The 15,322-nt window shown below is 44.0% G+C and carries 14 protein-coding genes; 7 read left to right on the top strand and 7 right to left on the bottom strand.

The window, feature by feature from the left end; genetic code table 11:
- Positions 1–6 precede the first annotated feature (6 nt).
- Positions 7–288, bottom strand: a complete 282-nt coding sequence (locus tag JOC78_RS06580) for a hypothetical protein (RefSeq protein ID WP_338023178.1) — start codon at positions 286–288, stop codon at positions 7–9.
- A gap of 93 nt (positions 289–381) precedes the next feature.
- Positions 382–1,593: an MFS transporter gene (locus JOC78_RS06575; protein ID WP_204553704.1), complete on the bottom strand. Its 1,212-nt coding sequence runs from the start codon at positions 1,591–1,593 to the stop codon at positions 382–384.
- Positions 1,594–1,757: 164 nt separating this feature from the next.
- Here JOC78_RS06575 and JOC78_RS06570 point away from each other — a divergent pair, with 164 nt between their 5' ends.
- From JOC78_RS06570 to JOC78_RS06560, 3 genes are all read left to right on the top strand, one after another.
- Entirely contained in the window at positions 1,758–2,924 is a 1,167-nt protein-coding gene (locus JOC78_RS06570; RefSeq protein ID WP_338023177.1) for an MFS transporter, read from the top strand.
- 82 nt (positions 2,925–3,006) lie between these two features.
- Positions 3,007–4,116: a mandelate racemase/muconate lactonizing enzyme family protein gene (locus JOC78_RS06565; protein WP_204553702.1), complete on the top strand. Its 1,110-nt coding sequence runs from the start codon at positions 3,007–3,009 to the stop codon at positions 4,114–4,116.
- 16 nt (positions 4,117–4,132) lie between these two features.
- On the top strand, positions 4,133–5,254 hold the full coding sequence (locus JOC78_RS06560) for a M20 peptidase aminoacylase family protein (RefSeq protein ID WP_239587030.1): 1,122 nt from the start codon (positions 4,133–4,135) through the stop codon (positions 5,252–5,254).
- A 42-nt stretch (positions 5,255–5,296) separates the two neighbouring features.
- Here JOC78_RS06560 and JOC78_RS06555 read toward each other — a convergent pair whose 3' ends face one another.
- Complete coding sequence (locus JOC78_RS06555; protein ID WP_204553700.1) at positions 5,297–5,911, bottom strand: protein kinase family protein; 615 nt, start codon at positions 5,909–5,911, stop codon at positions 5,297–5,299.
- Positions 5,912–6,098: 187 nt separating this feature from the next.
- Complete coding sequence (locus JOC78_RS06550) at positions 6,099–6,671, bottom strand: 3D domain-containing protein (RefSeq protein ID WP_204553699.1); 573 nt, start codon at positions 6,669–6,671, stop codon at positions 6,099–6,101.
- Positions 6,672–6,917: 246 nt separating this feature from the next.
- On the opposite strand from JOC78_RS06550, the gene uraA reads away from it, so the two are divergent.
- The gene (gene uraA / locus JOC78_RS06545) at positions 6,918–8,186 is read left to right on the top strand and encodes a uracil permease (protein ID WP_204553698.1); all 1,269 of its coding nucleotides are present in this window, start codon (positions 6,918–6,920) and stop codon (positions 8,184–8,186) included.
- Positions 8,187–8,282: 96 nt separating this feature from the next.
- On the opposite strand, the gene JOC78_RS06540 is transcribed toward uraA, so the two are convergent.
- Positions 8,283–9,143, bottom strand: coding sequence for a CvfB family protein (locus JOC78_RS06540; RefSeq protein ID WP_204553697.1), 861 nt, complete (start codon positions 9,141–9,143; stop codon positions 8,283–8,285).
- A gap of 225 nt (positions 9,144–9,368) precedes the next feature.
- Between JOC78_RS06540 and JOC78_RS06535 the strand changes: the two genes are divergently transcribed.
- The gene (locus JOC78_RS06535; RefSeq protein ID WP_204553696.1) at positions 9,369–11,006 is read left to right on the top strand and encodes an SWIM zinc finger family protein; all 1,638 of its coding nucleotides are present in this window, start codon (positions 9,369–9,371) and stop codon (positions 11,004–11,006) included.
- Positions 10,999–13,803 carry a DEAD/DEAH box helicase gene (locus JOC78_RS06530; RefSeq protein ID WP_204553695.1) on the top strand — a complete coding sequence of 935 codons (2,805 nt, stop codon included), beginning with the start codon at positions 10,999–11,001 and terminating at the stop codon, positions 13,801–13,803. The genes JOC78_RS06535 and JOC78_RS06530 overlap by 8 nt, the downstream gene beginning before the upstream one ends.
- A 124-nt stretch (positions 13,804–13,927) precedes the next feature.
- On the opposite strand, the gene JOC78_RS06525 is transcribed toward JOC78_RS06530, so the two are convergent.
- Both JOC78_RS06525 and JOC78_RS06520 read right to left on the bottom strand, forming a co-directional pair.
- Positions 13,928–14,092, bottom strand: coding sequence for a hypothetical protein (locus JOC78_RS06525; RefSeq protein ID WP_204553694.1), 165 nt, complete (start codon positions 14,090–14,092; stop codon positions 13,928–13,930).
- Between the two features lie 12 nt (positions 14,093–14,104).
- Positions 14,105–14,467: a single-stranded DNA-binding protein gene (locus JOC78_RS06520; protein WP_204553693.1), complete on the bottom strand. Its 363-nt coding sequence runs from the start codon at positions 14,465–14,467 to the stop codon at positions 14,105–14,107.
- 248 nt (positions 14,468–14,715) lie between these two features.
- On the opposite strand from JOC78_RS06520, the gene JOC78_RS06515 reads away from it, so the two are divergent.
- Entirely contained in the window at positions 14,716–15,156 is a 441-nt protein-coding gene (locus JOC78_RS06515) for a YwpF family protein (RefSeq protein ID WP_204553692.1), read from the top strand.
- Positions 15,157–15,322 lie beyond the last annotated feature (166 nt).

Genomic DNA, 15,322 nt, shown 5'->3' with positions numbered 1-15,322 from the left:
TTTTTCTTATTTCCCTCTCATCGCATCCGCCAGCAAGACAAAGGCGGTGATGATATGCAAGACCATGCCGACGCCTGGAATCCAGCCAACAATAGAGGTGGTGATTCCGAGAATGCTTCCACCCATCTTCTTGCCTGAACGAAGGGCAAGCAACAAAGTGATGATATGAAGCACGGCCATGATGCCAAGCGGCGCCCACAAGTTTCCGATAATAATTGAAGCGCCGATAAACGGCAGTCCGAGCACTGCTTCCATGACACCTGTGATCCATTTCAATGCGTTGGTCACACTGATCCTCTCCTTTTCTTCTCTTAATAGTACGTACGGATCAGACGGAGAAAAGTTTCACATAACGCAATAAGATATTATTGACTAAATATTTTAGCGCTTTAACGCGACGGGGGACTGACCCCCAATCAAATAAACAAACGGAATCAGCACCAAACTTAGTGAGACGACGCCGATCCAGCCGGCGGCTTGCCAGATGAAGGCGGTGATGGTGCCGCCTGTGGCTACGCCGAAGTAGTAGCTGAAAAGATAAAGGCTAGAGGCACCGCCTTTGTGGTGCGTGGCGCGTTCGTTGACAATGGCGGTCATCAAGGAATGGACAACGAAAAAGCCAAGGCAGTTTAAGGATAAGCCGATGACGATCAGTGTGCCCGATTGGAACAGTGTCATCAATGTACCTGATATAAAGAAAGCGGTCCCTGCTATCAATAGTTTGGTTTTCGGGAAGGACTGGGACAGCTTACCCGCCGTGATAGAGCCGACCACTCCCGCGAAATACGCTGCATATGTAAAAGAAATCATTTTTAGCGACCAGTCAAACGGCGGTGACTGCAAATAAAATGGTAAGTATGACCAGAGGCCGGTGAATGCCATTTGCAACATGATCCCCGCTAAAAACAAGGGAATCAACGATCGGTTTTTAAGGTGGGCAAGCATTCCCGTAATGTCTTCGGCAAACGGCCGCTCACTTGGTTCAAAATACCGAGAAGGAGCAATCCACCATAGATAAAGAATGTACATCACCACATTCGCCCCCAGCAAACTTAGTAAAGCTGTCTGCCAGCTGGCGGCATCCGCTATATAGCCGATGCCGAGACGCCCAAGCATTCCGCCCATGCTATTAGCTGCTATGTAAAGAATAATGCCAAGTCCCACACTTCTTGGGGCCACTTCCTCCGACACATAGGCAATCGCGGCCGCCGGAATACAAGCAATGAAAAATCCTTGAATGAAGCGCAGTACTAATAGCCAGGCAAATGAATCAATAAATGGCATGAAAGCAAGCGGGAGCATTGATAAGAACAGCCCTATATCCATGATCTTGCGCCGGCCTAGCCTGTCAGATAAAAACCCAAAGATTAATAGACCTGCCATTAAAGCAATTACTGTCAGTGAAAGAGATAAACTCGACTCGGCAGGTGTGATGGAAAATTCTTTCGAAAACACCGGCATCAGCGGCTGAGCAAAATACAGATTCGCAAATGTAATCAGCGAGGCACAGACAAGCGCGCCGATCATCCGCCAGAACTCCTTATCTTTCGTTGTATACTTTCTTTTCAGCCCTGCATTTGATTCTGAACTCATTACATATACGCCTTCTTTTTTGTTATTTTTATCTGTCATTCGGCAGTTCCGTTATTTTCACAATTCTAATAATATCATATCGTTTTAGGAGGAATTTGGAAAGGCTGAACGATTCATGACTTTTCCATATGCTTCCGATATAATAGCAGGATACTATTTTTATTGTGAGGTTTTCAGCATTGTATAAAGCACAGAATTGGTTATCGTTAAACTTTTTTGCCTTCTTTTTTACATGGGGTATTTTCATGCCCTATTGGACGGTATGGTTAATTGACAGCAAAGGATTAACGGTCGAAGCCGCAAGTACAGTCGTCGCCGTTGGGCTGTTTGTTCGTTCATTCTCTACCTTCTTCATTTTCCCTGCGTTAGGAAGCCGTTTTGCTGTTGGTACTCTCCTTAAAGCATTCGCGCTTTTAAGCACGGTCATGCTCAGCTTCTTTCTTCCGTTTGACTCATTCATCGCCATGATCGTGGCCATGACGCTCTATAGTCTCGTTTATCCACTAATGCTACCGCTAACTGAGAGCACTGGCGCCATGATGATGCAAAGCGAGCACATTCATTACGGCAAAAGCCGTTCATGGGGCTCGATTGGCTATACGATCGGCTTGCTGGCTGTCGGAGCCATCACCGCATATTTCGGCGAACATTCCATTATTTATGTGATGCTTTTCGGATGCTTATTAATGGTGGCAGCCGCCTTTTATCACACACCGGATTCGTTAAAACGACGCTCTGATCAAAGCCGAGTACCATTCAGTTCCCTTTTTCAATCGAAACGGTTCGTGATCTCAATGATCATTTGCGTCTTGATCCAAGGCGCGCACGCTTCTTACTATAATTATGGATTTTTATATTTGCAGGATTTAGGCGTCAGCAATGTGTGGGGTGGAATTATTTTAAATGTAGCTGTCGTTTCGGAAATTATTTTCTTCAGCGTCGCGGATCGCCTGCTTAGACATACAAGAGTATCGAGCATGTTTATGGTGGCAGCCATCGCCGCGATCATCCGCTGGTCTATGTTGTTTTTCTTCCCAAGTGTCCTTGTCTATATTTTCACCCAGCTGTTTCACTCGTTGACATTCGGTCTTGCGCATTATGCCTTTATCCGCTTGCTGTACCAAGAGTTTGACAGCCATCAAATCCCGGCCGCTCAAGGGATCTACGCTTCACTCGGCATGGGATTAAGTACCTCGTTATTAACTGTCATAGGCGGGTATTTATATAAAGAAACACCTGGTCTTGCTTTCCTGGGAATGGCCTTTGTCATTATTCCAGCTGTCATTCTCAGTTATTATATGAAGAAAAAATTTGAGCCGGCTCCTGCGTAAAATTTTTCCCGGTGACCTTCTTTAAACCTGTATGTATAGCTTATACTAGAGGGTATACATACGAAAAAAGGGGTAGACTGATATGAAAATTGTCAAAGCAGATATATACGGCATACACTTGCCGCTTAGGTCGCCATTTATTATTTCTTATGCGACCTTTCATTATATGCCTTCCATCATTATTAAGTTAGAAACAGATAACGGATTAATTGGGTGGGGAGAAGCTGTTCCAGATGAACATGTAACCGGGGAGAACTTCCATGGATGCATCGAAATCCTCCGCCACTTGCTTTTACCGGCGGTTATGGACAAACATCCATTTCAGATCGAACAAATTCATCATATAATGAATCAAACGATTGCATCGAATCCTGCTGCCAAAGCAGCGATTGATATTGCCTGCTACGACTTGATGGGCAAAGCATTAAATCAGCCGATCTATGAGATCATCGGCGGCAAATACCATAATGAATTAACCTATCCTAAAGTTCTTAGCATTGAAGAACCCGATGTGATGGCACAGAAAGCCAAAGAAGCCGTCGCTCAAGGCTTCCAGTCGTTGAAGTTAAAAGTCGGAATGGATGCGATGACGGATGTTAAACGCATACAAGCGGTTCGAGAGGCCGTTGGATTCGATATGCCGATTCGTGTAGACGTCAATCAAGGCTGGCACACCTATTCCACTGCTGTTGGGGCTATGCGCCTGTTAGAACCCGTTCAGCTTTCATGGGTGGAGCAGCCCATTCGAATGGGAGATATCGATGGACTTGCCGCCCTCAAGCAGCAATCCATCATTCCATTAATGGCAGATGAATCGATCCAAAATGGTGAACAGCTGATCGAGATGGTGAAAAAAGACGCGGTCGACAAAATCAATATTAAATTAATGAAGTGCGGCGGTATTTCCCCTGCGATTCATATGGCGAAAGCCGCTGAATATGCCGGCATTGACTGCCAAATCGGATCAATGGTTGAATCGTCTATTGGCTCCGCAGCAGGGTACCACGCAGCTATATCCAGAAAGAATATTACGAGCACGGAATTAACCGGTCCGCTGCTGTTCTCTAAAGATATCGGAAACTTACAGTACGATGTGCCTTATGTACACTTAAGTGAACAGCCTGGTCTCGGACTTCAGATCGATGAACATATACTAGAAGAATTAACCGTCGCAAAAGCAACGGTCAAATAAGATAGGAGGATGCATGTTGGGTAAAACAAACACTAATTTAGAAAGCCGTATATTAGACATCTTTCATCACCTGCATACCCACCCGGAAATCAGCTGGAAAGAAACAGAAACAACTGCTTTTATTGAAGACTTGCTGAAAGCTGAAGGCGTGCGGACCTATACATTCGATGATTGTACAGGTTTGGTTGCCGAAATTGGCTCCGGCAAGCCAGTCGTTGCTGTCCGCGCTGATATAGATGCTCTTTGGCAAGAAGTGAACGGCTCCTTTCAAGCCAATCACTCCTGCGGACATGATGCGCACATGTCGATCGTCATCGGAACGATTCTTAAGCTGAAAGATGCAGTCAAAAACGGAACGGTGCGCTTTATTTTTCAGCCGGCAGAAGAAACAGGCAGCGGCGCTCTTAAAATGGTGAAAAAAGGTGTAGTGGATGATGTGGATTATTTATTCGGCATTCACTTGCGTCCAGTAGAAGAGCTGCCTTTTGGCAAAATTACTCCTGCCGTCCACCATGGTGCAGTCGCCTTCCTGAAAGGAAAAGTAATTGGACCCGATGCTCATGGCGCCCGTCCGCATCAAGGAACAAACGCGATTGATGTGCTGTCTTCTTTAAATAAACAATTGAAAACGATCTATTTCTCCCCATTTGAACCTTATTCGGTGAAAATGACGTACATGGAAGCGGGAGGTCAGAACTTAAATATTATTCCCGGCTCCGGTCGATTTGGGTTAGATGTACGGGCACAGAAAAACTCTGTTTTATTAGATCTTCAGAAATCAGTTGAGCATACGATTGAACAAATCATCCAGCTCTATGATGTGAAAATTGATTACGAATGGAGAGATTTCACTCCTGGAGCAGAAGTGTCGTCGGAAGCGGAAGAATTTATCCGCCAAGGGATTCTGCAAACGCATGGCAAAGACATGTTAGCTGAACCTTTAATCACATCTGGCAGTGATGACTTCCACTGTTATACGATTAAACGTCCAAACATTAAAGCCGCGATGATGGGAATTGGCGCAGACTTAAAACCTGGCTTGCACCATCCAGAGATGACTTTTAACAAGCGTGCTATCTTCCTCGGAATGGACACGCTCGCCCAAACCGTTTTACTTGCACTTGAGCAGGGTGAATAAATAAAAAAAGTGTCAGACTTATCACTTGAGTCTGACACTTTTTTAGTGAGGTGAAGGAATCAGCCTCTTTTTATAAACAGCCGCAATCATGTTTAATACATGGGCAGGAATCTTCTTTGGACAAAACGGCTTGAAATAAAACCAGTGAAAGGCCCTCTTTAAATCCCTCCATTGCAAGCAGTCCTTCGTCTGTCTAAACCTCGCGACATCGATCATTTTAATCTCGCCTTTAGACGTGAATAAGATGTTTCGCAAGTGGATATCAGACGGGTTCAATCCTCTTTTCTTGGCAAGCATTAACACTCGGTCCACTTCTTGAATCTTCTCTGGATCAATCGGAATGCCCTGCGTTAAGCAATCAAACAGCGTCAACCCTTCTATGTAATCTATGACTAAATAATTGTCTCCAGATTCATGCAATTCAGGAAACTGAGGAATTCCCTTTAACATTCGGTAGATTTCCGCTTCTTCCTGAGCAATAGCCTTAAACTCGGGAAAGAACACTTTTAACGCTTTATTATCAGAAGGAACTTTAAACACAAACGCACTTCGACCCATACCGATTAAAGTCAGGGACTCGTCTTTTCCTTCTAAAATGACTCTGCGTTTATTTCTTGTATATTTTACACTTTCGGCCAATCTGTAATAGTCGTTCACTTCACCGCCTCCCTTTCTTTAGTATATGCAGCTTATAGAAAAGTAGAAAAAGTACGTTCATTTCGCTCTTTTAATTTTTGAATCTTAGCACGGGGCAGCGGTTCGGTCAAATTATATGCGGCCTCTCTTACAATCAAGCTGTTTCGCAAAACAAAAAACCGCTGGAATCAGCGGTTTTTAAATGACTCTATTCTAAAATCGTTACTTTCACTGTGCGTTTTCCCCATTTTTTCGCGCGGCCAAGGTTTGAAATAAAGACGTCTACTTTATGTCCTTTAATCGCTCCGCCCTTATCGCCGGCAATCGCTTCCCCGTAGCCTTCTACGTATACTTTCGTGCCAAGCGGAATGACTTTCGGATCGACTGCGATCACTTTAGCGAATGGGTTTTTCTTTAAGTTAATACCTGTTGCCGTAACGCCGGAGCATCCTCGGCAGCTTGCTGTATAGGCAGTTGAAGTCACTGTAATTGTTTTATTTGACGTGTTGCTCACTGTTGTTGGTTTCGCAGGTGGTGTTTGTTTAGCCGCTGTTACATTTTTTACAGCTGACACCTTCAACACTTTTCCTACGTGAATAGTATTAGACGTTAAGTTATTCCATTGTTTCACTTGATTCACTGTAACCTTATGTAGAGTAGCAACTTTCCATAAAGTGTCCCCTTTTTTCACCGTGTATGTTGTCCCTTGAGCACTAGCATCATAAGCAAAACCACTGAAAAATAGTAGACTAGCGAACAAAACTGTTAAGAATTTTCTCACGAACTAAATACCTCCCCTTTGATCTAACAGGAACTATTGTACCATGAGAAATGAAGTCTTTAGGTTACAGCACTGTCTCCGTTCAGTTACATATTTATTGCAAAAAGAAGAAAAAACCCCATTATATTTCATTTTAATTACAATGTAACAAAGTTTAATAGAAACTCTTCGAGACAATTCCGTTGTTTTCGTATAAACTGTTAATAGTTTTTATGAGTTTTTTCAATATGTGTAAGGAGTGATCCCATGCGAACGTATCAAGTTGATGAACGCCCGCCTATGCTAGCATTATTACCTCTTAGTTTACAGCATTTATTCGCCATGTTTGGTTCTACTGTTTTAGTACCGATTCTTTTCGGTGTAAATCCCGCGACTATTCTATTAATGAACGGAATCGGTACGTTAATCTACCTTTTCCTATGTAAAGGACAAATTCCGGCTTATTTAGGGTCAAGCTTTGCGTTTCTTTCCCCCGTTTTCGCCGTTATGGCGACAAAGAGTTATGAAGCCGCACTAGGAGGCTTTATCGCCGTCGGACTTATCTTTATCCTAGTCTCTTTATTAATCAAAGTCGCTGGCACAAAGTGGATCGATGTTGTCTTTCCTCCTTCGGCCATGGGAGCCATTGTTGCCGTTATCGGACTTGAACTAGTTCCAGTCGCAGCGGAAATGGCCGGCATGATACCACCTGCGGATGCCGCTGAAAATTGGTCTCCTGATCGAAATGCGCTGATTGTTTCTATCTTAACGCTAGCCATCACGATTTTTGGAAATGTGATGTTCCGAGGGTTCTTAAAAATCATTCCGATTCTGATCGGGATTGTTTCAGGCTATGTCATTGCGGCCTTCTTCGGCATGGTGGACATGCAGCCGGTGAAAGATGCTGCATGGTTCGCCCTTCCGACGTTTTACCGTCCAGAGTTCGACTGGGCAAGCATTCTAATCATTGTTCCAGCTGCTTTAGTTGTTATTGCTGAACATATCGGGCATTTAGTTGTCACACAAAACATTGTAGAACGCGACCTAATGAAGAAACCCGGTCTTGGCGTTTCACTATTAGGAAATGGTGTGTCTACTGTCCTATCCGGCTTTGTCGGTTCGACTCCTAACACGACTTACGGTGAAAATATCGGCGTTCTTGCTTTGACGAAAGTGTACTCTACTTGGGTCATCGGCGGTGCAGCTGTGATGGCGATCGTCTTGTCATTCCTTGGGAAACTAGCGGCACTGATTTCAACGATTCCAACACCGGTCATGGGCGGAATTTCCCTCTTATTGTTCGGGGTTATTGCGGTATCCGGATTGCGCATGCTGGTAGAGACAAAAGTAGATTATTCAAAAGCCACGAACATGATCTTAACTACTGTCGTACTTGTCATCGGTTTAAGCGGTGCCACACTTACATTTGGCACATTCCACTTAAAAGGTATGGCTTTAGCGACGATTATTGCCATCTTGCTCAGCCTATTCTTTGCTTTGATTGACAAGTTTAAGCTTTCGAATGATTATGAGTGATTGTAAAGCAGCCCGCGGGCTGCTTTTTTTTTGGAACTAGGGCTGATTGTTTCCACAAAGAAAAACCGCCAAGTCTGAAGCTTGGCGGTTTAATCTTTAATCCTTCTTGATATGTGTCCAGTTGTCTTCCTGATACACTCGGCCTTCTTTCATTAACTTGCCAAGTGCGCGCTTGAACGCGCCTTTGCTTAAGTTAAAACGTGTTTGAATTTCTTCCGGCAGACTTTTATCTCCATATGGCATGGAGCCTCCGCGCTGCTCTAGGTAAGCAAAGATTTTTTCTGCGTCATCTTGCAGGACTTCCTGCTTGCGCCCTAAAAGAGACACATTGACGGAGCCATCGTCTTTCACATCGACGATCCGGCCATCCACTTTTTGGCCGAGGCGAGGTTCTACCTGACGCTCTGAATCATGAACAAATCCACGATAGCCTTCTGCTGTAATGATGAACGTTCCTGCTTTAGTTGCGCGGTATACAACACCCGTAATGTCTTTGTTGTAATCTTTCTTCGTTGCTTTCGCAAACTGTTTTTCCATCACATCTTCTGTTGCCGGTTTAGCGAATAAACGGTCGTTCCGGTCAAGAACCAATGTGCAGTAAAGACGATCACCGACAATTGGACGAACAGAATACATAAATGGAAGGTCATCCACTGAAACAAGTACATCCTTTTTCAGGCCGATTGAAACAAAGACGCCCAGTTTCTCATGGACACCGACAACTTCTACCCAGTCATATTTATCTTGCGTAATGATTGGCTTGTGCATTGTAGCCGCTAATCTTCCTAAGTTATCTTGAAACAAAAACACTTCTACTGGCTCATCCGGATCAAAGTCATCCGTCATTTCACTGCGATGCAATAAGACTTCTTCTTCTCCATCTGTTAAAAACCAGCCAAATGGCGACTCATTTTCTACATCGAGCGTCACTATCGTTCCAGCTTGTAAAATAGACATATATTTAAAATCCTACCTTCATTTAAGAGTTATTAATCAATTTTCCCGATTTACCCTTAATTATAACAGGCTTTCCAATGAGAGAAAGAAAAAGATTATTCACTTTTTCATGTAAAGAATCCTCGCGAACCTTTCACCAAATTTCGTCTGCCCTTAACTCTTTCCCTTGTTTGTTTTATAATGGGGAGATACGATAATTGATCAAAGAAAACGGGGGCATTTGATATGGCTGGTAATGAACAGGTTCTGAGGAAGCGCCTGGACTCTTTCGGGTCAGAATTAAAAGTAGAGTTAAGTCCGGCACTGCCGGGAGACGCACGCATCATGGAGGATGGCTTTCGAATGTTTACTTCTCCTGCCGTTTCCTTAGAACAAATGGATTCAGACAGCATTGAAGCCTCTTGCAATATCATGCCTGGCCAAAAATACAAAGTCTCGCTTGATCTGGGATTTCCATCTTTCAGCACGTGCACCTGTGCAGAAGAGTATTGGTGTGTTCATCAAGTGGCGGTATTCCTCGAGGCTTATCATGAATACGGTTCTGTGCATCAATGGATGAAGGACTGGCGAAATAATGATTCATCTGAGGATTTGCTGAGTGGTATTCCCGGCATCATGAAAGCCAGTGAACTGCTGGCCAAGAAGCCGGCTGAGAATGATGGTCCTCAATCTTGGATGGAGAGAATTCATCAAACAGCGGAAGAGAAACTTCATGCAAGAATGATCGAACGGAATCCTCATATGATTGAATTCGAAGGAAAGAATTTGTATGAGGCCCTTCTGAAACAGCGGCCATTAAAAAGAGAATGGCAGCCGCTCTATCAGCTGTTTTCGAGCTTTGGTTTATTTACCTATGTCATGAATGTATTAGACCATCAAACAGAATCGAAAGAATTCATGCACCGGGCCGCTTCCTCCTTTTTATTTTACCTAGTGGAAGAAGCTGCGGATGCAGCGGAAGAAATCGGCGTGCACGCGCTGCCTTTTGAGTTTGATTTCTATATGGACTATTTAAGAGAGGAAACCGGAGAACTGCTTTCCTCGCGCTATCAATTGTTTACTGTCGCACGCACAGATATGTACCGCCATTTATGGACTTCTCTCTTTAAAAGAGAAGCGTGGCGCAAACAGGAAATGAACCGGTTGAAAGGACTTGTCGATTCCGACAAGTCCCCGTCGGTAACTATTGCTTATCTGCATCAGCTGCTTCTAACTAATCGGCTGGATGATTTTTCGAAAATGGCCGATACCTTGCCGGAAGCTGAACTTGATCTCTATATGTTTTGGCTCTATGAAGCTTTCTCTAGTAAGCAGTATAAGAAAGCGCTCATGCTGTTATCCATTGCAGATAAGAAGCTTGAAGGCTATATTGAGAAGCTGCCGGATGGCTATCAGCGGCGCCAATTCGTTCACTGGTTCCTGACGTATATTGACGTCGATTGGCTGGCATCTAAAGAGCCTGTGCTTTATAAAAACATATTGATGCGGCTGCTCCCATACAGTTACGTGGATTTGAGCACCTACGTTTTGTCACAAGGAGATTACCGCGAATGGGTTGAATTGCAGCTGTGGATGAATTATGACTTGATGGAACTAGATACAATGGGGTTAAAAGAAGCAGCTAAACAGGCGCCTCATGAAGTTCTTCCCATTTACCATCATGGCATACTGAGGCTAGTAGAAGAACGCAATCGTGAAAGCTATAAACGAGCCGTTCGATATTTAAAGCGGCTGCGGACCATTTATAAGAAGTTGAAGCAGCAAGAGCGGTGGGATTGGTATTTCTCCGCTTTATTAAATGACACGAAACGCCTGCGGGCTTTCCAAGAAGAGTGCAGAAGGGGAAAATTGGTTGATGCTTAACACTAGATCTATTCATATTCATATCAATTGGTTAGACGACGGACACTTTTTCCTGCGTGCGACTGACAGGCAAAACCGGACCATTTCAAGAGGTGTATGGGTCAAGCAATTATTCTTGGCTCACGAGGAGAGTTATTTCGGCTCACGTATGCAGTCGATGACGCATCAAGGGTATGAAGGGATTGTCCTTTCCTCCTGGCAATGGGTCACCTTATTCAAGAGCGAACAATTTAACCGCTTTATTCATTGGGAATGGGATGAACTTGGCCATTTCAGTTTGGCTGCGGCTCCTGTGTTATATGATGCCGTAACCGAGGGCGGATTTTTGCCGAACTTTAATGAAGAAGGTTTAACCTGGACGGTGCCGGATTCTGTGTGGGATGAATTCTCGCCTTCATTTTGGGAGGAAATCCACGTCCCTCATATGACTAATCGCGAGCTCGTCGACCGCATCTTCCAAAAAAGTACGGAAGAAGCGTTTAGAGAGGCTGGCAAGAATCATCTTTCCGCTGAAAGATTAGAGGCAATTACCGGAGGCGCATTAACTAGCGAAGAGTTGAATAGCTACTTTGATGAAGGCCGCTGGCGTGAATGGATGGGTATGGAGGAAAGCGAAGCCCCTTTTTCTATCGGCTTGCGTCTCACGGAACCTGAACTTGACGGAGATGAATGGCAGCTCGAAACGATCTTAATTAAAAAGAAGGATCCCGAGAAGATTGTTCATTTAAACGGACGCCACCCGAAAAGCTGGGCTCCCTTTCTTCATGAAGCGAAAGAAGAAGAACAGCGCTGGCTCCGTTTATTTCCGTGGCTTGGAGAGAATGAACTTCACACTCACCTTTCTGAAGAACAGGCCTTTTTATTTTTAACAGAAGCGAGCGAAAAGCTCATGACGCTTGGTGTGAAGATCCTCTTGCCTTCCTGGTGGGAAAGCGTCCGCAAAACGAAGCTTTCGCTGACAGCTAAAGTGGCTTCTCAAGGGTCTAGTCACCGGCCATCCTTTGTCGGATTACAAGCCATTTTAGATTTCAATTGGCGCCTCTCGATGAATGGTGCTGATTTTTCAGAGAAAGAGTTTGAACAGCTTGCTTCTGAAAACCGCCGGCTCGTTAAAGTCAATGGAGAATGGATTCAACTGGATCCTGAAATGATTCGGAAAATCCAAACCTTTATGGAGAAAGCGAAAAAAGAAGGACTAAGAATTCAGGATTTATTAGAACAAGAGCTGATGCCTGATGAAGAAGAGGAATCGGATGATTGGAACGACGCTCGGATGTTTGCTCAAGTGCAAATTGATTTAAACCGATCATTCAGAAAAATGATTACCCAATTAAAAGACGTATCGACGATTCCTCTCATGCCGGCTTCCGACTCCCTGCAAGGTGAACTGCGCCCGTATCAGCAGCTTGGATTCAGCTGGCTGGCGTTCTTGCGCTCCTGCGGCTTCGGAGCCATTCTAGCCGATGACATGGGGCTCGGTAAAACGATTCAGCTGATCTCTTATTTGCTTCACGTGAAAGAAAAAGAACAGCCTGAGACGGCAGCACTGATTATCTGTCCGACATCAGTACTCGGCAATTGGCAAAAAGAACTGGAACGGTTTGCTCCGGACCTGCGGGTAGCTCTTCATTATGGCAGCAGCCGCGCGCAGGGAGATGACTTTAAGAAAATCGCTGAACAGTCTGATGTGATCCTGACGTCTTACGGCTTGTCACATTTGGATTTTGACACGCTTTCTGAAATAAACTGGAGCTCGATTGCTTTAGATGAAGCACAGAATATAAAAAATGCCCATACGAAACAGTCTAAAGCGATTCGGAAACTAAAAGGCGCGCACCATATTGCCTTAACCGGGACGCCTATGGAAAACCGTTTATCAGAACTGTGGGCGATCTTTGACTTTACCAACCATGGATACTTAAACACTCTGCCGCAGTTTCAAAAGAATTTCATTGTTCCGATTGAAAAGGATCAAGAAACTGCGAAGATTGAACATCTGCAGGCGAAGATCCGGCCATTCTTATTGCGCCGTACGAAAACGGATCCAGAAGTGGAGTTAAACCTGCCAGATAAGCTTGAACAAAAAGAATACTGTCCACTAACCGCTGAACAAGCGGTGCTTTATGAGCAGCTTGTGAAGGATACAATGGATGAGATCAGCCGGCTGTCTGCTTTTGAACGGCGCGGATTAATCTTGCAAATGCTGAATAAGATTAAACAGCTGTGCAATCACCCAGCGCTTTACTTGAAAGAACAGCAGCCTGTCCATGTACTCGAACGGTCTCAAAAAATGAATAAGCTCACAGAACTAATTGAAAACATCGTAGCTCGTCAGGAAGGCTGTTTAATTTTCACCCAATATATCGGCATGGGTGAGATGATTCAATCCCACTTATCAAAACATTTCGGCCTCTCCGTTCCGTTTTTAAACGGCTCAACGACAAAGGAACAGCGTGATGAGTTCGTCAAACGTTTTCAAGATGGCGAATTTCCGGTCTTTCTTTTATCACTAAAAGCCGGCGGGACTGGGTTAAACTTAACAGCTGCCAATCATGTCATTCACTTTGACCGCTGGTGGAATCCGGCTGTCGAGAATCAAGCAACTGACCGCGCCTACCGGATTGGACAGAATCGATTTGTCCATGTGCATAAAATGATTACAACCGGGACACTAGAGGAAAAGATAGATGCGATGCTTGAGAAGAAACAAGCGCTTAACGACGAGATTATTAAAAGTGATCAGTGGATTACCGAACTCTCTGATCATGAACTTGAAGACCTGTTAAAGCTCGGTTAATGCTTATGTAGAAGGCCTGTTCAGAGGGGTGAACAGGTCTTTTGTTGCGAGGAACTTGCGAGGCTGGCAGACCTTTCGTTAGTTCGGGGATCATTAGAGGATTAAAGTTGGTGAATATGCTTGATTAAAGCATCACAGGAGGCGCAGAAGATTCTTTTAATTCCTGCTCTAAACGGAGCATTTTCTCTTCTAATTGGCGGATTCTAGCGAGGCTTTTCCCTAGGCAATAGGTAACTTCTTCTAATCTTCTTTCTAAGCTTTCCATTTCGGCGGCTGATGACACATACATTTTTCTCATCTCCTATTGCGGAAAAGTCATGATCGGCAGCAATTCAGGTGTCTCATTTGATTTCTTTCCCAGAAAGCGAATGGTGTGGCTCATCACTTCTGTGACATAGACTTTCTTGCCGTCCTTTTCATAATTTCTCGTTTGAATCGTACCCATGACACCGACTAGTGCTCCTTTCTGACAATACTTCGCCGTGTTTTCTGCTGATTTATTCCAGGCCGTACAATAGATAAAGTCTGTTTCATTTTCCCCCTCTTGATTGCGATACGGGCGCTGTACAGCGAGGATCATATTCAAGAATGGACGGCCATCTTGCGTATGTCGAAGCTCAGGGTTTTTTGTCAGTCTTCCGACAAGCGTCACTTGATTAATCAAGGGCTTTCCTCCTTCCTATAGGCTAATGTGATCATATCAGCAGAAGGCTAAAAATGTAAAATGCTGAAAATGTTACTTTCTCGGCAGAAACTTGCTGAAAAAGGGCACTTTCTTAGAGGAAGAGTCGAATTTCCTGCTAGAAAGTAACAAAACCGCATATTTTTAATTTTTTTGTTGGGAGTAGGAGTTAATAATAGGAACGTGATATACTTTTTTTATAAGCCTTTTCTGATGGAAGGAGAAATTTCATGAAAACATTTAAAATTGCCGGCTTTTTTATAAACGATCACAGTGAAATCAAGGAAGTGGAATTGATTGACGGCTTGATTATCAATCGCGAAGACGAACATCGCTCTTGGCTGATTGAGGTGTTTATGAGTGAATCCTACAATGACACACTCCAGAAGATTCAGCATCAGGAAGAAGCAATTGAAGTACATGCATTAATTACTCACCCGGATAATGATCCGGCTATTTTCTCTGTACAGCTGAGGGAAGTTACGTATTTAACTAGTGGAATTAGTGCGATTTTTGAAGGAAGACTGCTTCAAATGCGCAATGAATACGCCAAGCAAGTGCTCGCAGACCTTATTGAGGAAGGCGTTAGCGACCAAGACCTTCTTGACTCATTTAATACACGCATTCAAAAGCGTAAAAATGTGCCCATTTCGAAAAGAACAGCAAAATGAACCTGATGGGCGGCCCAGGTTCATTTCTATTTATATATTTAATGAACGTTTTCGGATTCCAAACGGTTCTCACCCGTTCTGATCGTCACATTAAGCAATCTGATTATATATTGAATATCCTGCTTACTGTAATCAAGCAGTGGAAGCTCTTTCTCGTAAGCACGAT

Origin of the sequence: Bacillus ectoiniformans, assembly GCF_016908875.1 — a bacterium.
Taxonomy (GTDB): Bacteria; Bacillota; Bacilli; order Bacillales; family Domibacillaceae; genus Bacillus_BX; species Bacillus_BX ectoiniformans.
This window is presented reverse-complemented; position numbering and strand designations above follow the sequence as displayed.

Excerpts from the sequence above, each read along its gene's own strand:
- JOC78_RS06575 (WP_204553704.1), bottom strand. The coding sequence starts at position 1,593 with ATGAGTTCAGAATCAAATGCAGGGCTGAAAAGAAAGTATACAACGAAA.
- JOC78_RS06565 (WP_204553702.1), top strand. The coding sequence starts at position 3,007 with ATGAAAATTGTCAAAGCAGATATATACGGCATACACTTGCCGCTTAGG.
- uraA (WP_204553698.1), top strand. The coding sequence starts at position 6,918 with ATGCGAACGTATCAAGTTGATGAACGCCCGCCTATGCTAGCATTATTA.
- JOC78_RS06540 (WP_204553697.1), bottom strand. The coding sequence starts at position 9,143 with ATGTCTATTTTACAAGCTGGAACGATAGTGACGCTCGATGTAGAAAAT.
- JOC78_RS06535 (WP_204553696.1), top strand. The coding sequence starts at position 9,369 with ATGGCTGGTAATGAACAGGTTCTGAGGAAGCGCCTGGACTCTTTCGGG.
- JOC78_RS06530 (WP_204553695.1), top strand. The coding sequence starts at position 10,999 with ATGCTTAACACTAGATCTATTCATATTCATATCAATTGGTTAGACGAC.
- JOC78_RS06525 (WP_204553694.1), bottom strand. The coding sequence starts at position 14,092 with ATGTATGTGTCATCAGCCGCCGAAATGGAAAGCTTAGAAAGAAGATTA.
- JOC78_RS06515 (WP_204553692.1), top strand. The coding sequence starts at position 14,716 with ATGAAAACATTTAAAATTGCCGGCTTTTTTATAAACGATCACAGTGAA.